The organism is Paracoccus sp. (in: a-proteobacteria) (genome assembly GCF_030536915.1).
Lineage (GTDB): Bacteria > Pseudomonadota > Alphaproteobacteria > Rhodobacterales > Rhodobacteraceae > Paracoccus.
The window spans coordinates 1-18,346 of the sequence record NZ_JAUNPC010000009.1 but is presented as its reverse complement, the minus strand read 5'-3'; the positions used below and the strand labels follow the sequence as shown (position 1 = coordinate 18,346).

General features: G+C 68.5%; 20 protein-coding genes and 1 pseudogene. 13 read left to right on the top strand and 8 right to left on the bottom strand.

Annotated elements, in window-relative coordinates:
• The first annotated feature begins 43 nt into the window (after positions 1 to 43).
• Positions 44 to 1,729 (top strand): exodeoxyribonuclease VII large subunit, encoded by a 1,686-nt coding sequence (gene xseA / locus Q4F04_RS03105; RefSeq protein ID WP_303368367.1) that lies wholly within the window; start codon positions 44 to 46, stop codon positions 1,727 to 1,729.
• Here the strand turns inward: xseA and Q4F04_RS03100 are convergent.
• From Q4F04_RS03100 to Q4F04_RS03090, 3 genes are all read right to left on the bottom strand, one after another.
• Positions 1,726 to 2,886 (bottom strand): MFS transporter, encoded by a 1,161-nt coding sequence (locus tag Q4F04_RS03100; RefSeq protein WP_303368396.1) that lies wholly within the window; start codon positions 2,884 to 2,886, stop codon positions 1,726 to 1,728. The genes xseA and Q4F04_RS03100 overlap by 4 nt on opposite strands.
• A gap of 255 nt (positions 2,887 to 3,141) precedes the next feature.
• Entirely contained in the window at positions 3,142 to 3,798 is a 657-nt protein-coding gene (locus Q4F04_RS03095) for a DUF1190 domain-containing protein (RefSeq protein WP_303368366.1), read from the bottom strand.
• A gap of 4 nt (positions 3,799 to 3,802) precedes the next feature.
• Positions 3,803 to 5,020, bottom strand: coding sequence for a glutathionylspermidine synthase family protein (locus tag Q4F04_RS03090; protein WP_303368365.1), 1,218 nt, complete (start codon positions 5,018 to 5,020; stop codon positions 3,803 to 3,805).
• Positions 5,021 to 5,229: 209 nt separating this feature from the next.
• Between Q4F04_RS03090 and Q4F04_RS03085 the strand changes: the two genes are divergently transcribed.
• The 5 genes from Q4F04_RS03085 (at position 5,230) to Q4F04_RS03065 (ending at position 8,231) form a co-directional block, all read left to right on the top strand.
• Positions 5,230 to 5,733 (top strand): YbjN domain-containing protein, encoded by a 504-nt coding sequence (locus tag Q4F04_RS03085; RefSeq protein ID WP_303368364.1) that lies wholly within the window; start codon positions 5,230 to 5,232, stop codon positions 5,731 to 5,733.
• A gap of 110 nt (positions 5,734 to 5,843) precedes the next feature.
• Positions 5,844 to 6,653, top strand: a complete 810-nt coding sequence (proC, locus tag Q4F04_RS03080) for a pyrroline-5-carboxylate reductase (protein ID WP_303368363.1) — start codon at positions 5,844 to 5,846, stop codon at positions 6,651 to 6,653.
• Complete coding sequence (locus tag Q4F04_RS03075; protein ID WP_303368362.1) at positions 6,650 to 7,000, top strand: tRNA-binding protein; 351 nt, start codon at positions 6,650 to 6,652, stop codon at positions 6,998 to 7,000. Before proC ends, Q4F04_RS03075 begins: the two co-directional genes overlap by 4 nt.
• Positions 7,000 to 7,950 (top strand): D-glycerate dehydrogenase, encoded by a 951-nt coding sequence (locus tag Q4F04_RS03070; RefSeq protein WP_303368361.1) that lies wholly within the window; start codon positions 7,000 to 7,002, stop codon positions 7,948 to 7,950. The genes Q4F04_RS03075 and Q4F04_RS03070 overlap by 1 nt, the downstream gene beginning before the upstream one ends.
• 80 nt (positions 7,951 to 8,030) lie before the next feature.
• Complete coding sequence (locus tag Q4F04_RS03065) at positions 8,031 to 8,231, top strand: CsbD family protein (RefSeq protein ID WP_303368360.1); 201 nt, start codon at positions 8,031 to 8,033, stop codon at positions 8,229 to 8,231.
• 133 nt (positions 8,232 to 8,364) lie between these two features.
• Here the strand turns inward: Q4F04_RS03065 and Q4F04_RS03060 are convergent, their stop codons facing one another.
• On the bottom strand, positions 8,365 to 9,342 hold the full coding sequence (locus Q4F04_RS03060; protein ID WP_303368359.1) for a DUF808 domain-containing protein: 978 nt from the start codon (positions 9,340 to 9,342) through the stop codon (positions 8,365 to 8,367).
• 145 nt (positions 9,343 to 9,487) lie between these two features.
• Here Q4F04_RS03060 and cobS point away from each other — a divergent pair, with 145 nt between their 5' ends.
• Entirely contained in the window at positions 9,488 to 10,459 is a 972-nt protein-coding gene (cobS, locus tag Q4F04_RS03055; protein ID WP_303368395.1) for a cobaltochelatase subunit CobS, read from the top strand.
• Between the two features lie 72 nt (positions 10,460 to 10,531).
• Here cobS and Q4F04_RS03050 read toward each other — a convergent pair whose 3' ends face one another.
• A complete protein-coding gene (locus Q4F04_RS03050; protein WP_303368358.1) occupies positions 10,532 to 11,116 on the bottom strand; it encodes an NADPH-dependent FMN reductase in 585 nt (194 codons plus the stop codon).
• Between the two features lie 85 nt (positions 11,117 to 11,201).
• Between Q4F04_RS03050 and Q4F04_RS03045 the strand changes: the two genes are divergently transcribed.
• Positions 11,202 to 11,582 (top strand): helix-turn-helix domain-containing protein, encoded by a 381-nt coding sequence (locus Q4F04_RS03045; RefSeq protein ID WP_303368357.1) that lies wholly within the window; start codon positions 11,202 to 11,204, stop codon positions 11,580 to 11,582.
• On the opposite strand, the gene Q4F04_RS03040 is transcribed toward Q4F04_RS03045, so the two are convergent.
• Both Q4F04_RS03040 and Q4F04_RS03035 read right to left on the bottom strand, forming a co-directional pair.
• The gene (locus Q4F04_RS03040; protein ID WP_303368356.1) at positions 11,567 to 12,064 is read right to left on the bottom strand and encodes a hypothetical protein; all 498 of its coding nucleotides are present in this window, start codon (positions 12,062 to 12,064) and stop codon (positions 11,567 to 11,569) included. The genes Q4F04_RS03045 and Q4F04_RS03040 overlap by 16 nt on opposite strands.
• 308 nt (positions 12,065 to 12,372) lie before the next feature.
• Positions 12,373 to 12,603: pseudogene (locus Q4F04_RS03035) on the bottom strand (accessory factor UbiK family protein); the annotation flags it as partial.
• Between the two features lie 125 nt (positions 12,604 to 12,728).
• Here Q4F04_RS03035 and lgt point away from each other — a divergent pair.
• From lgt to pgeF, 3 genes are read left to right on the top strand one after another with little or no spacing between them, the layout of a single operon-like run.
• Entirely contained in the window at positions 12,729 to 13,595 is an 867-nt protein-coding gene (gene lgt / locus Q4F04_RS03030; protein ID WP_303368355.1) for a prolipoprotein diacylglyceryl transferase, read from the top strand.
• The gene (locus Q4F04_RS03025) at positions 13,592 to 14,695 is read left to right on the top strand and encodes a class I SAM-dependent methyltransferase (RefSeq protein WP_303368354.1); all 1,104 of its coding nucleotides are present in this window, start codon (positions 13,592 to 13,594) and stop codon (positions 14,693 to 14,695) included. Before lgt ends, Q4F04_RS03025 begins: the two co-directional genes overlap by 4 nt.
• Before the next feature lie 20 nt (positions 14,696 to 14,715).
• Positions 14,716 to 15,474 carry a peptidoglycan editing factor PgeF gene (pgeF, locus tag Q4F04_RS03020; protein ID WP_303368353.1) on the top strand — a complete coding sequence of 253 codons (759 nt, stop codon included), beginning with the start codon at positions 14,716 to 14,718 and terminating at the stop codon, positions 15,472 to 15,474.
• On the opposite strand, the gene Q4F04_RS03015 is transcribed toward pgeF, so the two are convergent.
• Complete coding sequence (locus Q4F04_RS03015; protein WP_303368352.1) at positions 15,471 to 15,956, bottom strand: Lrp/AsnC family transcriptional regulator; 486 nt, start codon at positions 15,954 to 15,956, stop codon at positions 15,471 to 15,473. The two genes, pgeF and Q4F04_RS03015, sit on opposite strands and share 4 nt — an antisense overlap.
• A gap of 310 nt (positions 15,957 to 16,266) precedes the next feature.
• Here Q4F04_RS03015 and trxB point away from each other — a divergent pair, with 310 nt between their 5' ends.
• Positions 16,267 to 17,289, top strand: a complete 1,023-nt coding sequence (trxB, locus tag Q4F04_RS03010) for a thioredoxin-disulfide reductase (protein WP_303368351.1) — start codon at positions 16,267 to 16,269, stop codon at positions 17,287 to 17,289.
• 143 nt (positions 17,290 to 17,432) lie between these two features.
• Positions 17,433 to 18,346: sulfate adenylyltransferase (sat, locus tag Q4F04_RS03005; protein ID WP_303368350.1), on the top strand; the 914-nt coding region annotated here is incomplete at its 3' end.

Below are 18,346 nucleotides of genomic sequence, written 5' to 3'. Positions count from 1 at the left end.
GCCGGCGCTTGTCCCCGCGATCCTGCCGGTCCATGTTCCGCGCATGGAATTGTTCGAAGACGAGGCCCCCGCGGCGGCAGGCGGCAATGCCCCCGCACTTTCGGTTTCCGAGATCTCGGGCGCGGTGAAGCGCGTGATCGAGGGCGAGTTCGGCCGCGTCCGCGTGAGGGGAGAGGTCGGGCGCGTGTCGCGGCCCGGTTCGGGGCATCTTTACTTCGACCTCAAGGACGACAATGCCAGCATTGCGGCGGTCTGCTGGAAGGGGCAAGCCGGACGGCTGGCGCATCGCCCCGAAGAGGGGATGGAGATCATCGTCACCGGCCGGCTGACGACCTTCCCCAACCAGTCCAAGTATCAGCTGATCGTCGAGCAGGTGGAACCCGCGGGCCTCGGCGCGCTGATGGCGATGCTGGAACAGCGGCGCAAGGCGCTGGCGGCCGAGGGGCTGTTCGATTCTGCGCGAAAGCGGCCGATCCCCTATCTGCCTGAGGTGATCGCGGTCGTGACCTCGCCTTCGGGCGCGGTGATCCGCGACATCCTGCACCGGCTGCGCGACCGCTTTCCCAGCCGCGTGCTCATCTGGCCGGTAGCCGTGCAGGGCACCGCCTGCGCGCCGCAAGTGGCAGACGCGATCACCCGGCTGAACGCGATCCAGCCCGGTGGGCCGGTGCCGCGCCCGGACCTCATCATCGTGGCGCGGGGCGGCGGCTCGGTCGAGGATCTGTGGGGCTTCAACGACGAGGCGGTGGTCCGCGCAGTCGCGGCGGGGACGATCCCGCTGATCTCGGCCGTGGGGCACGAGACGGACACGACGCTGATCGACCACGCCGCCGACCTGCGCGCGCCGACGCCCACGGCGGCGGCCGAAATGGCGGTCCCTGTGCTGGCCGACCTTGCCGCGCGGCTGACCGAGATGCAGGCGCGGCTGCTGCGCGGCGCCCGCGCGCGGCTGGACCGTTCCACCCAGCGGCTGGGCGATCTGGGCCGGGCAATGGGTCGTCCGCAGGCCCTGACCGATCCGGCGCGGCAGCGGCTGGACCTGACCGGCCCGCGGCTGGAACCCGTGCTGCGCGCCTTTACCCGCGACCGTCGCCGCGGCATCGAGGCGCTGCACCTGCCGCTGTTCGCCCTGCGCGGCTTCATGGCGGACCGCCGGGCTGCGGTGGAACGGGCGGGGCGCGGCCTGGATCAGGCGCAAGCCCGCGACCGGCAGCGCCGGCAGGTTGCCTTGCCCGTGGTGCGGCCGGGCGCGGTGCGGATGGCGCAACTCTCGGCGGCACGCAGGCTTGCGGGCGCGGCGCCTCGTCTTGATCCGGTGATCCGGCGCGTTGCCTCAGTGGCGGCGCAGAGGGTTCAGGCGGCGACCCTGCGGCTCGACACGGCGCAGGCCCGGCTGCAACGCCGGCAGGCCGAGGGGCGGGCACGGATGGATGAGACCGGGAGGTGGCTTGACGCGCTCGGGCCCCGGCTGACGGCCGAACGGCGGGACGGGCTTGAGACGCTGGACCGGCTGCGGCAGACGCTCGGCCATGCCGAGACCCTGCGGCGCGGCTTTGCCATCGTCCGGGGGCCGGAGGGGCTGGTCACCTCGGCCAGCGCGGCGGGCAAGGCCGCAGCACTTGAGATCGAGTTCCACGATGGCCGCGTGGCCGTGCATCCCGAAGGCGCCGCTCCTGCGCCCCGGCGTGCGCCGAAGAAGAAGCCGCCGGAACAGGGCTCGCTGTTCTAGCGCGTCTCGCGCGGGCGCAGCGCCATCCAGATCAGCGCCCCGCCCGCCAGCGTCAGGAAGGGCAGCATCATCATGTTGACCGCCGACCAGCCCTGCTGCGCCGTCCCGCCCGCGCAGCCCATCAGCGCCCCCGAGGACAGCGAGGCGAGGAACACGCCGCCGAAGACGATGGCGTCGTTGATGCCCTGCACCCGGCCGCGTTCCTCGGGCGCATGCTGCGCGGTCAGCATCGCGGTCGCCCCGATGAAGCCGAAGTTCCAGCCCAGACCCAGCAGGATCAGCGCGAGGTAGAACTGGTTCAGGTCCACGCCGCTGAGCGCCACGGCCCCGGCGGCGGCCAGGATCACCAGCCCCAGCGTCACGATCTGCTCGGCCCCGAAGCGGGCGATCAGGCTGCCGGTGACGAAGGCGGGGGCGAACATCGCCACCATATGCGCGGCAGTGACGTTGGCGGCATCGGCGGTCGCAAAGCCGCAGCCGACCATCGCCAGCGGCGTCGAGGTCATCACAAGGTTCATCAGCGCATAGCTGACGGTGCCGCAGATCATCGCCACCACGATCCCCGGTGTCCGCAGCAGCTCTCCGAGGCTGCGCCCGCCTGCAGCCGCGCCTCGCGCGACAGGCAGCACGGGGATACGCAGCAGCGCGTAGATGAAGGGGCCGAGCAGGTTGATCCCGATGATGGCCGCGAAGGTCATGGCGAAGGGGATGGCGCTCGCCTCGGCGGTCACGGTTGCCAACCGGGGGCCGATCAGCGCCGAGACGAGGCCGCCCGCCTGCACGAGGCTGATCATCTTGGGCTGCAGGGCCGCGGGCGCGACATCGGCGGCGGCAAAGCGGTAGAAGCCCTGCGCCGACATCTGTGCCCCGATCAGGGTGCAGCCCAGCGTGAACAGCGCAAAGCTGCCGCGTTCCAGCCCCGCAAAGGCGATCCCCGCCCCGATGGCCGCGATCAGCGACGCAAGGGTAAAGCCCGCCCGCCGCCCGTGCCGGGCCATGAAGCCCGACAGGAACCGCGCCGAGACGGCCGAACCCAGCATCACCATCGACACCGGCAGCGTGGCAAAGCAGGGGTTCGGCGCGATCATCGCCCCGGCCAGTCCGGCGGTGATGAAGATCATCGACAGTTGCGCGCCGAGTATCCCCTGCGCCAGCATCAGCACCGCGACGTTCGACCATGCCCGGCGACGGTTTTCCGGGCTGTCCTCGACCGCTGCCGTCAACGGAAATGACCGCCTGCAGAGCGGGCCACGACGCTCTCAGGCAGGCTCCAGCCGAGGAAAGCGCCGATCCCACCGACAGAGGCAAACTGGCTGACCGAGTTCATTGCACGCCCTTCCCTTGCAAGCCGCATTGCGCGTCTTGTCGGCCATGAAGGGAAAGGCTGCAATGGGGGCGGCCGCGGCGCGCCGTCACCCCCCGAAGCCGCGCGACCCGCCGGTTGCCGTCCGGGCCGTGGCGCCTGCACCGAAGCCGCCGCGCTGGGCGACCTGCGCCCGGCTCATCGGCTGCTGGCCGATGGTCGTGGGCGCGCGGTTGAAGGCCTGCGCCGGAACCCGCCCCGAGCCGTTGTTGCTGGCGAATGTCTGGTTGCCCGAAGGCGTCGAATAGCCGCCCGGCGTCCGCACCATCGGCTGGCTGAAGACTCCGCCGCCGCGCGACAGCATCGAGCCCATCATGTAGCCCACCAGCAGCGGCATGAAGCTGAATCCCCCGCCGCCCTGCTGCTGCGCGGCCGGGTCGCCTGCCGCCGGATCGGCCCCGCAGGCGCCTTCGCCATGCTCTTCCTCGCACAGCTCGCGCGATTCATAGCGAGGGGCGGTTTCCAGATGGGTCTGCTCGGCGGCGGCGAACTGGGTGCGGCAGTCGTCGGCGGTGAACCACAGCCCGTCCGACTGCGCGGCGGCAAGGCAACTGTCCAGGTCGGGGAAGGCCTGCGCGTCCACCGCGTCATCCTCGCAGGCGGCCAGCGTCAGGACGGCCGCGCCTGCCAGCATCAGCGCGACATGGCGAGAGCGCTTGCGGCGGGGCACAGGGGCCTCCTCGGGGCGGTCAGCGAGATCGGTCATGGCCTTACCCTTCGATGAAATGCGGCTTGAAGCGCGACAGGTTGTGGGTGATCCGGGCGCGGTCCTCGCGCATCCCCAAACCCACGCAGTCCTCGCCCACGATCCATGCGCCGAGGACTGGGTGGAAGCCGTCGAAATCCGGCAAGGGCGCCAGCGCCTGCACGACTTGGGGATGGTGCGAGTAGCTGTCATCCGGCGCCCGGTCGGTTTCCTGCCCGGCTTCATGGATGACGACGCCCGCGCCTTCGCGCGAGAAGATGGGCTTGGTGACATGGCCCTGCGCCAGCAGCGGCCCGGCGGCGGCGATGGCATCGGCAAAGGGCGTGTCCTCGCCCCGGCGCGCGGCTTCAAGGTCGGACTGAAAGAATGCCGGCAACAGGTTGGGATGGTTGGGGAACAGGTTCCACAACAAGGGCAGCAGCCCCTTGTTGGAAAGGACCGCCTTCCACGGCGGCTCGATGAAGCGGGTCTGCGATGGCTGCAGGTTCGGCGCGAAGTCGTCGCGCAGCATGTCCTCCCAGGGATACAGCTTGAACAGCGTCCCGATCACCCGGTCGTGGTCGTCGGCCAACTGCCCCTGGTCGGTGATGCCGATGCCCGCAAGGTCGGTGAAATGCGCCCCAAGGCCCCCTTCGCGCGCGGCCCAGGCCAGCGCCTCGACGGTGGCGTAATCCTCGGGGTTGCCCTTGTCGGCGGCGAAATGGATGTCCTCGCCCGGCGCACAGATGGCGGCCCAGCGTTCGGTCAGCGCCTCGTGGATGCGGTTGAACTGGTCGGTGTTTGGACCCAACACGCCCGCATCGCGGCTTTCCTCGAACCAGAGCCACTGGAAAGAGGCGGATTCGTAAAGCGAGGTCGGCGTGTCGGCGTTGTATTCCAGCAGCTTCGCCGGACCCTTGCCGTCATAGGCAAGATCGAAGCGGCCATAAAGCTCGGGCTCGCCATTCGCCCAGGAGCGCTCGATGAAATCCCAGTAGGGGCGCGGGATCTCCAGCCGGGTCAGCCATTCCTCGGACGTCATCGCATGGGCCACCGCCTCGCGGCACATGCCATGCAGTTCCGTGCCGGGGGCCTCGATGTCGTCCTCGATCTGGCGCAGGGTGAAGCGATAGGCCGAGGTTTCGTCCCAATAGGGCTCGCCGTTCATGTCGGCGAAGGTAAAGCCCAGTTCCTGGGCACGCTCGCGCCAGCCGGGACGTTCGGGAAGGGAAAGTTTCTGCATCTATCGGGCGTTCCGCTGGTCGTCTTCCCGATGTGGCAACCATGGACGCCGGATGCAAGTGCAGCTCCCCCGTGCGGCGCGCTGGCGGCATTCTCCTGCAGAGAGCGGGCGGATCAGGATATGGTGGTTAATGCGCCTCTTGCCTCAGGCTGTGGTGGCGCGCACAAAAGGTCGAGATCATCCCGGCCCGTCCGGGCAAGGGCAGGCACATGGCGCAGTTGAACCACGACATTCCCGGCGACGAGACCCACCCCATCGACGTTGCCGAGGCCGTGGCCGCCCGGCGCGCCTGGGACTTTGCCCGGCTTGCCGACGACCAGATCGCGATGACGGTCGAGGGGCTGTGGCGGATCTATGCGCTGACCCTTGCCTGGTCGGAACGGGACGAGGTGCTGCGGTTGATCTGCAGCTTCGACCTCGACCCGCCGCAAGCGCGGATGGGCGCGCTTCACGAGGTCCTGAACCTCGCCAATGACGCGGTGTGGGAAGGGGGCTTCTCGTTCTGGGCGCAGCACCGGCAGATGGTCTGGCGCTACGGGCTGGTGCTGGCGGGCCAGGCCGCCGCAGCACCCGAGCAGGTCGACCGCATGATCCGCAGCGCCATCGCGAACTCGGAACGTTTCTACCCGGCCTTCCAGCTTGCCTGCCGGTGCGAAATCGAGCCGCGCGAGGCCATGGGCGTCGCCATTGCCGAACCTGCCGGACTGGCCTGAACGCGCCGGACGGGACGAGGACACCTTCTGTCCGACCCGGCACCCAGGTGGCTCTGGACAGTGGCGCGCTGATCGTTACCCCTTTCCGGGCAGAAAAAGGGGGGGGGCGCATGGACCTGACGCATCTGAATGAAAAAGGGCTGGTGCTTGTCGGTTGCGGCCGGATGGGCGGCGCGCTGCTGCAGGGCTGGCTCAAGCGCGGGCTTGCGCCGGGGGCCGTCCGCGTCCTCGATCCGAATGCGCCCGACTGGGTCAGGCAGCAGGGCGTGGCGGTCGAGGGACCGATGCCAGCCGATCCGGCCGTGCTGGTGCTGGCGGTCAAGCCGCAGATGATGGGGCCGGTGCTGTCGGATCTTTCGGCGACGGCCTCGGGGGACCGGCTGGTGCTGTCGGTTGCCGCCGGGGTGACGCTTGATGCCTATGGGCGCGCCTTTCCGGGGGCGCCGGTGGTGCGGGCGATGCCCAACACGCCGGCCGCCATCGGGCAGGGGATCACCGCCATCATCGGCAACGAGCGGGCGGACGAAGCCGCGCTGGCGCTGTCCGAGTCGCTCCTGTCGGCGGTCGGGCGCGTCGTCCGCCTGGGCTACGAATCGCAGATGGACGCGGTGACGGCGGTTTCAGGTTCCGGTCCCGCCTATGTGTTCCACCTGATCGAGACGCTGGCCGCGGCGGGCGAGGCCGAGGGGCTGCCCGCGGATCTTGCGCTCGATCTCGCCCGCGCGACGGTCGCGGGGGCAGGGGCGCTGGCGATGCACGAGGGCGGCGACCCGGCCCGGCTGCGCGAGGCGGTGACCTCGCCCGCCGGGACCACGGCCGCGGGACTGTCGCATCTGATGGACCCGGACACCGGCCTTGGACCCCTGATGCGCCGCACGGTGGCCGCCGCCGTCGAACGCGGACGGGAGCTTGGCAGATGAGCGCAGCCGCCCCGCAGATCACCTTTGACGATTTCGCCCGTGTGGATATCCGCGTGGGCACCATCCTGCGCGCCGAACCCTACCCGGAAGCCCGGGTGCCCGCGATCAAGCTGTGGATCGATTTCGGCCCCGGCATCGGAGAGCGGCGCAGTTCCGCCCAGATCACCCGCCATTACGAGCCGGCTGCCCTGGTCGGCCAGCAGGTGCTGGGCGTCGTCAATTTCCCGCCGCGCCAGATCGGCAAGTTCGTCTCGGAGGTGCTGGTCCTGGGCCTGCCGGATGCCGAAGGACAGGTGGTCCTGATCGGCCCCGACAGCCCGGTCCCGAACGGAGGAAGGATGTACTGATGCGCCTGCTTGTGACCCGCCGCATGACCGCCGCCGCCGAAAAGGCGATCGCGGAGGCCTTTGATGCCAGTTTCCGCGACGAAACCGTTCCGCTGACCGAGGCCGAGGCCATCGCCGCCCTGCGCGGCCATGACGCGATCCTTCCCACATTGGGCGATCCCTTCAACGCCGCGGTGCTTGCCAGGCCCGAACGGCGCGCGAGGGTGCTTGCCAATTTCGGCGCGGGCTTCAACCATATCGACATCGAGGCCGCGAAGGCCGCAGGAATCGTCGTGACCAACACCCCCGACGTGGTGACGGACGCGACCGCCGACATTGCTCTGACCCTGATCCTGATGACCGCCCGTCGGGCGGGCGAAGGCGAGCGGCTGGTGCGCGCGGGCCGATGGACCGGCTGGCATCCGACGCAGATGCTGGGGATGCATGTCACAGGGCGAACCCTCGGCATCGTGGGGATGGGACGCATCGGGCAGGCCATCGCCCGGCGCGGGCATCATGGCTTCGGGATGAAGGTCGTCTTCCACAACCGCTCGACCGTGATGGGACTGGACCTGCCCGCGCTGCAGGTGCCGTTGCCGGACCTGCTGGCGCAGGCGGACATCGTTGTTGCGGCGGTGCCCGGCGGCGCCTCGACCCGCCACCTGATCGGCGGGGCCGAGCTTGCCGCGATGAAGCCGGGCGCGATCCTCGTCAACATCGCCCGCGGCGACGTGGTGGACGAGGCGGCCCTGATCGCCGCGCTGGAGGCGGGAACCATCGCGGGCGCGGGCCTTGACGTCTATGAGCGCGAGCCCTTGGTGCCCGAGGCCCTGCGGACGCGCGAGGATGTCGTGCTGCTGCCCCATCTGGGGACGGCAACCGAGGAGGTCCGCACCGACATGGCCCTGAGGGCGCTGGCGAACCTGACGGCCTTCTTCCGCGGCGATCCGCCGCCGGACCGTGTGGTCTGACGGGACAAGGGGAATTCCTGTTTGGAACCCGCAGGTTGACCGGGCGTTTAACTGCAGACGCAACAAAAGGAGGTCATGCGATGAACTGGGATGTCATCCAGGGCAAGTGGGACCAGCTCAAGGGTTCGGTCAAGCAGCAGTGGGGTGAACTGACTGACGACGAGCTGACCCAGATCAACGGCGACCGTGACAAGCTGGCGGGCAAGTTGCAGGAACGCTACGGCTGGGCCAAGACCGAGGTCGACGAAAAGATGAACGACTTCGTCCGCCGCAACAGCTGAGCCGGACAGGCCACGGAATGGAAAAAGGCGCCCTGCGGGGCGCCTTTTGTCATGAATGACGCCGTCGCCGGTCCATGACCGGCGGCTGATCTGTTCGGGGCAACGGTCCTCGCCGCGCTGGCCGCGGCGTCCCTCATGACGACGCTTCCCGCCCCAGCATCCGCTGGCCGCCGCGCCACAAGGGCGCAAGGACGTTCTTCGACAAGGGGATCAGCGCCAAACCCAGCGCCAGCCCGAACAGCCCGTCAAAGAAGGCCGTCACCGCCCAGCCGACGAAGCCTTGCGCCGCAGGCACGGCATGGGCGGCGAAATCGGACCAGTGGTGGATCGTGTCATACATCAGCCCGAAGCCGAGTGTGTCGAGGCCGTGCAGCACGATGTTGCCGCCGACCCACAGCATCGCGGCTGTCCCCACGATGGTCAGCGCCTTCATGAAGCCGGGCATCGCCTTGACGATCCGCCGCCCGGCCCCCTGCAGGAAGCCTTCCCGTGTGCGGGCCAGCGACATGCCGTAATCGTCCGCCTTCACGATCAGTGCGACCGCGCCATAGACGGCCGCGGTGATCCCGATTGCCACGGCCAGCAGAACGATCGCGCGCATGATCACCCCCTGATCGGGTGGGATCGTGGACAGCGCGATGGTCATGATCTCGGCCGACAGGATGAAGTCGGTCTTGATGGCGCCCTTGACCTTGGATTCCTCGAGCTGGCGCGGGGAGCCGACCTCCTCTCCCTCATAGCTGTCGTGGGTGTCATGCGGGCTGATGGCGTGCCAGACCTTCTCGGCGCCCTCGAAGCACAGATAGGCGCCGCCGATCATCAGCAGCGGCGTGATCGCCCAGGGCGCGAACTCGGACAGGATCAGCGCGATGGGCAGCAGAATCACGACCTTGTTGAAGATCGAGCCCTTGGCGATGCGCCAGACAATCGGGATCTCGCGTTCGGCGTCAAAGCCGTGGACGTATTTCGGCGTCACCGCCGCGTCGTCGATGACCGCACCCGCGGCCTTCATCCCGGCCTTGGCGGACATGCCTGCGACATCGTCCACCGATGCCGCCGCGACCTTGGCGATCCCCGCCACGTCGTCCAGTAATGCGATCAGCCCGCTCATCCCCGCCTCGTTCTGCAATCCTGCGTGCTGGCGAACGCGGGCGGCAGGGTTTCGGTTCGATCATGGGCGGGCATCACGCCTTGCGCGCGGGCCGAGGATGTTCCATCACCGGCCGGATGGACCAAAGGGGGACCGGGCGATGGCCATGCTGGATCAGAACGCGAAACCGACCGAGGAAATCGACGTCCGCGACGTCTTCGGCGTGGACAGCGACATGAAGGTCAAGGGCTTCGCCGAGCGGACCGAGCGCGTGCCGGAACTTGACCCGACCTACAAGTTCGACCCCGACACCACGCTCGCGATTCTGGCAGGCTTTGCCTATAACCGCCGGGTGATGATCCAGGGCTATCACGGCACCGGCAAATCCACCCATATCGAGCAGGTCGCCGCCCGCCTGAACTGGCCCACCGTGCGCGTGAACCTCGACAGCCATGTCAGCCGCATCGACCTGATCGGCAAGGACGCGATCAAGCTGGTTGACGGCAAGCAGGTCACGGTCTTTCACGAGGGCATCCTGCCCTGGGCGCTGCGCAATCCGACCGCCATCGTCTTTGACGAATATGACGCTGGCCGCGCCGACGTCATGTTCGTGATCCAGCGCGTGCTGGAGGCCGAGGGCAAGCTGACCCTTTTGGACCAGAACGAGGTCATCACGCCCAACCCGTATTTCCGCCTGTTCGCCACCGCGAACACCGTTGGCCTGGGCGACACGACGGGCCTTTACCACGGCACCCAGCAGATCAACCAGGGCCAGATGGACCGCTGGAATCTGGTGGCGACGCTGAACTACCTGTCCCATGACGCCGAGGTTGCCATCGTTCTGGCCAAGGTGCCGCAGATGAACACCGAAAAGGGCCGCAAATGCGTGGCGCAGATGGTGACGCTGGCCGATCTGACGCGGACGGCCTTCATGCAGGGCGACCTGTCCACGGTCATGTCGCCCCGCACGGTCATCAGTTGGGCGCAGAACAGCCGCATCTTCGACAACGTGGGCTATGCCTTCCGCCTGACCTTCCTGAACAAATGCGATGAACTGGAACGCCAGACCGTCGCCGAGTTCTACCAGCGCCTGTTTGACGAGGAACTGCCGGAGAGTGCGGCGGCCAAGGCGGGGTAAGCGGACTTCGCTCCGCCTGCCTGACGATCAACCCCGGCCCTCAATGAGGGCCGGGGTTTCATTATGGGCGGCTCAACTCTGACGGGCCGCCTTGGTCGCCTTTGTCCACCAGACCAGTTCCTCCAGCATCCCCTTCAGCGAGCCTTCCAGCACGCCCTCGATCTCGCTGATCGGGGCGTCCTGGCCGCCGCTCCAGACCTTGAAGAACTCGGACCCGCCGATGTGGACGGCGTTCCGCAGCGGCACCATCTGCAGTTCGACCGCAACGTTGCGCAGATGCTCCAGCGAGCGCGCCCCGCCCATCGAGCCATAGGCCAGCGCGCCGATCGGCTTGCGGTTCCAGCCCACGTAATCCTGGTCAAAGGCGTTCTTCACCGAGGCGGGCATCGAGTGGTTGTATTCCGCCAGCACGAACAGATAGCCATCGAACTCGGCCACCTTCTGCTGCCAGCGCACCGCGCGCCGGTCCTGCGAGGGCACCCAGGCGTTGGACGCCGCCTCGTCGAAGAAGGGCAGGTCATAGTCGCGCAGGTCCACCAACTCGAAGTCGAGCTCGGGGTGGTCCTTGACCTTCTCCATCAGCCAGGCGGCGGGCTTGTCGGCGAAGCGCGCCTTGCGGGTCGAGCCGATGATGACGGCGATCTTGGGCTTGGACATCGTGGTCTCCGTGATTAACTAGGTTTCCGTAAGATACTACGGATCAGTTAGATACTGCGGGACGGCCCCGCAAGAAGGCACCTTCATGAAACCATGCGACACCCACGACACCGGCACCTGCCAGCGCATCAGCGAGATGCTGTCGCGCATCGGCGACAAGTGGACGCTGCTGGTGGTGCGGGCGCTGGGGAACGGCCCGCGCCGCTTTTCGGCGCTGAAAAGGGAACTGGGCAGCATCTCGCAGAAGATGCTGACGCGGACGCTGCGGAACCTCGAACGCGATGGGCTGGTCAGCCGCACGGTGACGCCCTCAACCCCGCCGCAGGTAGAATATGCGCTGACGGCGATGGGCGAGGACCTGTTCGGCCCCATCGCCGCGCTGTCGGACTGGACGATTACCCATGCCGACTGCATCGACGCGGCACGGGCGGCCTATGACCGCCGCGAGGCTCAGCGCGCGGCATAGTCCATCAGCGCGCGGAACAACTCGGGTGGCAGGTTCTGCGGATCGGTGATGGTGATGGTCGTGCCCGCCGGCAGGGCTGCCGGGTCCGCGGGCGAAGCGGGGCGCCGGGCAATCCCGGCTGCCGCCGCCATCTCCGGCGGCAGCATCGGCGCGACCCCACCCCCCGGGGCCACGGTAAGAGGCGGCAGTTGCGGCATCCCTTCGGCCCTCACCGGTCCCTGTTCGGCCAAGGCCTGCGCTTGCGCAGCGGCAAGCTGCTGTTCCAGCTCGCGCACGCGGCGTTCCTCAAGCTGGGAAAGCTGGGCGTTCACCTGCGCCTGCACGTCCTGCTGCATCTTCGCGGTGACGGCGCCAAGCTGGGCGTTCACGGCATCGACGCCGTCGGTGAAGCCCTTGCGCCAGGCCGCGTCGATGGCGGGCTGGCAGTCTTGCGCAACGGCGGGCATGGCAAACAGGATCAGGGTGGCGGAAAGGGCGCGCATCACGACTCCTCAGGCGGTTTGCATCCCGAACGCAGGACGGGGGCGCAGGGTTCGTGCCTTCTGCCGGACAGCGGGCCGAAGCCTGCCGTCCGCCTGTTGCGGGGCTGTCTTCAGCCCTTGTCGGCGTGCCCTGTTTTCGGCGGGTTCATATCCGTCGCCGGAGCTTCAACCTCGCTGACATGCGGCGTGTCGCCCGTGTTCACATCCCCGACATCCGGCGGGTTCATGTTGCCCGCGGGCGCGTCCGCCTCGGAGACATGGGGCGCCTCATCCTTGTCCGGGCCGCCTTCCTGTCTGCTCATGCCCGCAATCATCGCCCGCAATTCGGCATTCTCGGCCCGGGCCTTGATCGCCATCTCGCGCACGACGTCGAATTCCTCGCGGGTGACGAGGTTGCGGTCGGCAAGCCAGCGGTCCACCCAGCCCTTCATGGCGGTCTCGGCCTCGTCCTTGGCCCCCTGCGCCACGCCCATGGCGTTGGTCATCAGCTTGGACACATCGTCGAAAAAGCGGCCCGGGCCGCTGCTGTGGGTGGTCATCGCGCAATCCTCTCGCATGGCGGTGGGGTCAATATGACGGCGCCCGTGCCCGGCTTCAATGACCGCCCGGCGGTTGACACCCCCGGCCCGCGCGGCCAAGCAACCCCGGCACGCGCGAGGCCCCCATGATCCCTTTCCCCGAGATCTCTCCGGACATCTTCACCATCACCATCGCGGGACGCGAGTTCGCCCTGCGCTGGTACGCGATGGCCTATCTGGTCGGGCTGCTGCTGGGCTGGTGGATCATCGCCGCGCTGATGCGCCGACCGCATCTGTGGGGCGGGACTGCACCCATGCGCCCCCGCGCGGTCGAGGAACTGCTGACCTGGGTCGTGGTCGGCGTGATCCTCGGCGGGCGTCTGGGGTTCGTGCTGTTCTACGAGCCGGCCTATTATCTCTCGAACCCGGCCGAGATCATCAAGGTCTGGCAGGGCGGCATGTCCTTCCACGGCGGCTTCCTGGGCGTCGTGTTGGCCGCCTGGGCCTATGCCCGGAAGAACGGCATCGCGCCCCTGCGGCTGGCCGATGCGCTGGCGGTCGCGACTCCCGTGGGGCTTTTTCTCGGCCGCATCGCCAATTTCATCAACGCGGAACTCTGGGGCCGTCCCACCGACGCGCCCTGGGGCGTGATCTTTCCCGGCGAGGCGGCGCAGGACTGCCCCGGCATCGAGGGCCTCTGCGCCCGCCACCCCAGCCAGCTTTACGAGGCGGGGCTGGAAGGGCTGGCTCTGGGCCTGATCCTGTTCGTGCTTGTCCGCCGTGGCGCTCTGGCACGCCCCGGCCTTGTGCTGGGCGTGTTCCTCGCGGGCTACGGGCTTGCCCGCTTCGTGGTCGAGTTCTTCCGGCAGGCCGACGCGCAGTTCGTCACCCCTGACAACCCGTGGGGCCATGTGCTTGGCGGGCCGGTCTGGGGCATCACCATGGGCCAGCTTCTGTCGCTGCCGATGATCGCGGTGGGGATCGGCTTCGTCCTCTGGGCGCTCAGGCGATGACGCCGCTGGCCCGCATCATCGCGGCCCGGATCGCGGCCGAGGGGCCGATGGGGCTGGACGACTACATGCGGCTCTGCCTCATGCACCCGAATCACGGCTATTACGCCACCCGCGATCCCTTTGGCGCAAAGGGCGATTTCACCACGGCACCCGAGATCAGCCAGATGTTCGGGGAACTCGTGGGGCTTGTGATTGCGCAGGCGTGGCTGGACCAGGGCGCGCCCGCGCCCTTCACGCTGGCCGAGCTGGGTCCGGGGCGGGGGACGCTGATGGCCGACCTGCTGCGGGCGACGCGCCGGGTGCCGGGCTTTCATCAGGCGGCGCGGGTGACGCTGGTCGAGACCTCGCCGCATCTGCGGCAGGTGCAGCGTGAAAGGCTGGGCCAAGTCACCCATCTTTCCTCGGTCGCAGAACTGCCCGAGGGGCCGCTGTTCCTGGTTGCCAACGAGTTCTTCGATGCCCTGCCGATCCGGCAGATGCAGCGCGTTCGCGACGGCTGGGCCGAGCGCATGGTGACCCTGGACGCCGATGGAGCCTTGGCGCTGGCGCTCGCAGCGCCGGTCACGCTGCCCCGTGCGGCGCCCGAGGGCGAGGTCTGGGAGATCTGCGCCGAAGGAACCGCCATCATGTCCACCGTGGCCCAGCGCATCGCCACGCATGGCGGCGCGGCGATCGTGGTCGATTACGGCACTTGGGACGGCAAGGGCGACAGCCTTCAGGCGCTGCGCCGCCATGCGCCCGACGGCATCTTCGCGCATCCGGGGGACGCCGACCTGACAGCCCATGTCGATTTCGCCCCGCTTGCAGGGGCTGCCATCCAGGCGGGCGCTGCGGCATCCGCGCCGGAACGGCAGGGCGACTGGCTGAGCGCGCTGGGGATCGAGGCGAGGGCCGCGCGGCTGGCCGCGGCGGACGATGCGGGGGCAGGGGCTGCGCTTCACCGCTTGACCGACCCCGCCGAGATGGGCCACCTGTTCAAGGCGATGGCGGTCTGGCCGCGCCATCATCCGCCCCCGGCGGGGTTCAGGCCCTTGCCGGCCGCCGCCCCGGCCCAAGCCTCTGCGACTGCCGGGCAGCCCGGCCTCGCCCCTCGATCATGACGAAATTGCGGGACGATCCGATGACGCTGGAAATCCTGACGCACTCCTCGCTGCACCCGGTCCGACACGGGTTCTTCACCCGCAAGGGCGGTGCCTCCTCGGGCCTGTTCTCGGGGCTGAACTGCGGGCGGGGGTCCACGGACCAGCGCGACATGGTGGCGATCAACCGCGCCCGCGTGGCCGAGGCGCTGGGCGTCGGCCCCGACCGGCTGGCGACCGTCCACCAGACCCATTCCGCCAAGGTGGTGACGCTGGCGGGGGGCGAGGACCTGGATGCCGTGGCCCAGACCGAGGCCGACGCCATCGTCAGCACCGCACCCGGCATCGCCATCGCGGTGCTGACCGCCGACTGCCAGCCGATCCTGTTCGCCGACCCGCAGGCGGGCGTGATCGCCTCCGCCCATGCCGGCTGGAAGGGGGCGCTGGACGGCATCCTGCAGGAAACCGTCGCCGCCATGAAGGCCGCGGGCGCCACGGACATCCATGCCGTCATCGGTCCCTGCATCAGCCAGCGCGCCTATGAGGTCGGCGAGGATTTCATGGACCGCTTCCTGACCGATGACGACCGCCATGCCCGCTTCTTCGCGGGCGGGCCGAACGGCAGGCCCATGTTTGACCTGCCGGGCTTCGGCCTGTCGGTCCTGCGCGATCTGGGGGTGAAGGCCGAATGGATCGGCCATTGCACCTATTCCGACCCGGACCGCTTCTTCAGCTATCGCCGCGCCACGCATGAAGGCGCGGCGGACTATGGACGCCTGATCTCGGCCATCACGCTCTAGCGGTTCTCGACCAGCTCGAAGGGTACGCCCGGCTCGTCCTTGGCGCAGCGAATGACGAGGCTGGTCTTGACGCTGGCCACGTTGTCGGCCGCCGTCAACTGGTCGGTCAGGAAACGCTGAAAGGTGGAGAGATCAGGCGCCACGCATTTCAGGATGAAGTCGATCTCGCCATTCAGCATGTGGCATTCGCGGACCAACGCCCAGTCGCGGGCGCGGTTCTCGAAGGCGGTGAGGTCGCGTTCGGACTGGCTGTGCAGGCGGACCATGGCGAAGACCTGCACCTCAAATCCGAGGCTGCGCGGGTCCACGTCGGCGTGATAGCCGCGGATGAAGCCTTGCTCTTCGAGCGTGCGGACCCGGCGCAGGCAGGGGGGCGCCGAGATGCCGACTCGGCGCGCCAGTTCGACATTCGTCATCCGGCCGTCGGCCTGCAGTTCCTTGAGGATGCGTCGGTCGATGTCGTCCAGCCGGGCGCCAGCCATGATGTCTCCGATGGTGGGAAATCGCAGCTTCCTTATCTTCCACAGCACCGGTCCGCAACATTGTTTCGCGACCTGCGGAATCTGCGCCGTAGCGGAAGACCGGGCCATGCGGCCCCGCCTGCCTCCGGCGGGGGTATTTGGCTCCAACGAGAAATGCCCGGACCTGCGCGACCGGGTTTCTTCATCCCGGCCAGATGCCCTTGGAGGGGGGGACAGACAGCCCCGCTCCGGCCCTGCGGAAAGGGCCTCCGGTTGAACCGCAGGGCAGGCGGGGTTAACTCGGGCGGAACACGCATTCATGAGGCCGCCCGTGACCCAGACCGCCGCAACCCTGCCGACGCATCACCGGCTCATCATCGTCGGTTCCGGCCCCGCTGGCTATACCGCCGCCGTTTATGCCGCCCGCGCCATGCTTGTGCCGCTGCTGATCCAGGGCATCCAGCCTGGCGGGCAGCTGACCATCACCACCGATGTCGAGAACTGGCCGGGCGATGCCTCGGTCATGGGCCCCGACCTGATGATCCGCATGGAAAACCATGCCCGCGAGATGGGCGCGCGGATCGTCTCGGACACGGTGACGCGGCTGGACCTGTCTCAGCGCCCCTTCGTGCTGGAATGCGACAGCGGCGCGCGGCTGACGGCGGACGCGCTGATCCTCGCCACGGGGGCGCAGGCGCGCTGGTTGGGGCTGGACAGCGAAAGCCGCTATCAGGGCTTCGGCGTCAGCGCCTGCGCCACCTGCGACGGCTTCTTCTATCGCGGCCGCGAGGTGATCGTCGTCGGAGGCGGCAACACCGCGGTGGAAGAAGCGCTGTTCCTGACCAACTTCGCCAGCAAGGTCACGCTGATCCATCGCCGCGACAGCCTGCGGGCGGAAAAGGTGCTGCAGGACCGCCTGTTCCGGCATCCCAAGGTCGAGGTTGTCTGGAACCACGAAATCGCCGAGATCACCGGCACCGACCAGCCGCTTGGCGTCACCGGCGCGGTGCTTCGCTCGACCACGGACGGCAGCACCCGCACGGTCGGTGGCGACGGCGTCTTCATCGCCATCGGCCACTCGCCCGCGTCCGAACTGGTCAGGGGTCAGCTTGAACTGCGCGACGGCGGCTATGTGAAGGTCGAACCCGGCACGACCCGCACCTCGGTTCCCGGCGTCTTCGCCGCGGGCGACCTGACCGACGACACCTACCGGCAGGCCATCACCAGCGCCGGCATGGGCTGCATGGCGGCACTGGACGCCGAGCAGTGGCTGGCCGCGCAGGGTCTGGCCGAGGGCGCGACCACGCCCGCGACTGCGACCGAGCTGCCCCAGCCGCAAGTGGCCGACGGGTGACACCCGCCAGCCATGCGCTGCGCGAAACCCAGGCGCCGGATCGGCCGCAGGTTGCAGAAGGCCGGCATGGGGGCTAAGGGGCGGGCGCACACCGTCACCCTTTTGCGCGGTGCAGCGCCATGTCACGAACCATCGAGTGTAAGATGACCCAGCCGCCGAACCTCGCGCCGATCCCGGAACTTTATGTCAACGCCGACTCGGCGCAGAAGCTCAAGGCGGATGCCGGCGAGATGCCGTCCTGGGACCTGACGCCGCGCCAGCTTTGCGATGTCGAACTGCTGATGAACGGCGGCTTCCACCCGCTCAAGGGTTTCCTGACCGAGGCCGATTATGACGGCGTGGTCGAGAACATGCGCCTGTCCTCGGGCGGGCTGTGGCCCATGCCGATCACCCTGGACGTGAGCCAGGAGTTCGCCGACAAGATCGAGCCGGGCACCGACATCGCGCTTCGTGACCAGGAAGGCGTGATCCTCGCCATCCTGTCCGTCACCGACAAATGGGTGCCGAACAAGAAGCGCGAAGCCGAAAAGGTCTTCGGCGCCGACGACCTGGCGCATCCGGCGGTCAACTACCTGCACAACGTCGCAGGTCCGGTCTATCTGGGCGGTCCGATCACCGGCATCCAGCCGCCGACCCATTATGATTTCCGTGCCCGCCGCGACACGCCGAATGAACTGCGCGCCTTCTTCCGCAAGATGGGCTGGCGCCGGATCGTGGCTTTCCAGACCCGCAACCCGCTGCACCGCGCCCACCAGGAACTGACCTTCCGCGCAGCCCGCGAGGCGCAGGCGAACCTGCTGATCCACCCGGTCGTCGGCATGACCAAGCCGGGCGACGTGGACCATTTCACCCGCGTCCGCTGCTATGAGGCGGTGCTGGACAAATATCCGCAGGCGACCACGCATCTGTCGCTGCTGAACCTCGCCATGCGCATGGGCGGCCCGCGCGAGGCGGTGTGGCACGGCATGATCCGCCGCAACCACGGGCTGACCCACATGATCGTCGGCCGCGACCATGCGGGGCCGGGCAAGAACAGCCAGGGGCAGGACTTCTACGA

Bases quoted from the DNA above. Each gene is read 5' to 3' on its own strand.
- xseA (WP_303368367.1), top strand. From the start codon at position 44: ATGGAATTGTTCGAAGACGAGGCCCCCGCGGCGGCAGGCGGCAATGCC.
- Q4F04_RS03100 (WP_303368396.1), bottom strand. From the start codon at position 2,886: ATGCTGGCGCAGGGGATACTCGGCGCGCAACTGTCGATGATCTTCATC.
- Q4F04_RS03095 (WP_303368366.1), bottom strand. From the start codon at position 3,798: ATGACCGATCTCGCTGACCGCCCCGAGGAGGCCCCTGTGCCCCGCCGC.
- Q4F04_RS03090 (WP_303368365.1), bottom strand. From the start codon at position 5,020: ATGCAGAAACTTTCCCTTCCCGAACGTCCCGGCTGGCGCGAGCGTGCC.
- Q4F04_RS03085 (WP_303368364.1), top strand. From the start codon at position 5,230: ATGGCGCAGTTGAACCACGACATTCCCGGCGACGAGACCCACCCCATC.
- proC (WP_303368363.1), top strand. From the start codon at position 5,844: ATGGACCTGACGCATCTGAATGAAAAAGGGCTGGTGCTTGTCGGTTGC.
- Q4F04_RS03075 (WP_303368362.1), top strand. From the start codon at position 6,650: ATGAGCGCAGCCGCCCCGCAGATCACCTTTGACGATTTCGCCCGTGTG.
- Q4F04_RS03070 (WP_303368361.1), top strand. From the start codon at position 7,000: ATGCGCCTGCTTGTGACCCGCCGCATGACCGCCGCCGCCGAAAAGGCG.
- Q4F04_RS03065 (WP_303368360.1), top strand. From the start codon at position 8,031: ATGAACTGGGATGTCATCCAGGGCAAGTGGGACCAGCTCAAGGGTTCG.
- Q4F04_RS03060 (WP_303368359.1), bottom strand. From the start codon at position 9,342: ATGAGCGGGCTGATCGCATTACTGGACGACGTGGCGGGGATCGCCAAG.
- cobS (WP_303368395.1), top strand. From the start codon at position 9,488: ATGCTGGATCAGAACGCGAAACCGACCGAGGAAATCGACGTCCGCGAC.
- Q4F04_RS03050 (WP_303368358.1), bottom strand. From the start codon at position 11,116: ATGTCCAAGCCCAAGATCGCCGTCATCATCGGCTCGACCCGCAAGGCG.
- Q4F04_RS03045 (WP_303368357.1), top strand. From the start codon at position 11,202: ATGAAACCATGCGACACCCACGACACCGGCACCTGCCAGCGCATCAGC.
- Q4F04_RS03040 (WP_303368356.1), bottom strand. From the start codon at position 12,064: ATGCGCGCCCTTTCCGCCACCCTGATCCTGTTTGCCATGCCCGCCGTT.
- lgt (WP_303368355.1), top strand. From the start codon at position 12,729: ATGATCCCTTTCCCCGAGATCTCTCCGGACATCTTCACCATCACCATC.
- Q4F04_RS03025 (WP_303368354.1), top strand. From the start codon at position 13,592: ATGACGCCGCTGGCCCGCATCATCGCGGCCCGGATCGCGGCCGAGGGG.
- pgeF (WP_303368353.1), top strand. From the start codon at position 14,716: ATGACGCTGGAAATCCTGACGCACTCCTCGCTGCACCCGGTCCGACAC.
- Q4F04_RS03015 (WP_303368352.1), bottom strand. From the start codon at position 15,956: ATGGCTGGCGCCCGGCTGGACGACATCGACCGACGCATCCTCAAGGAA.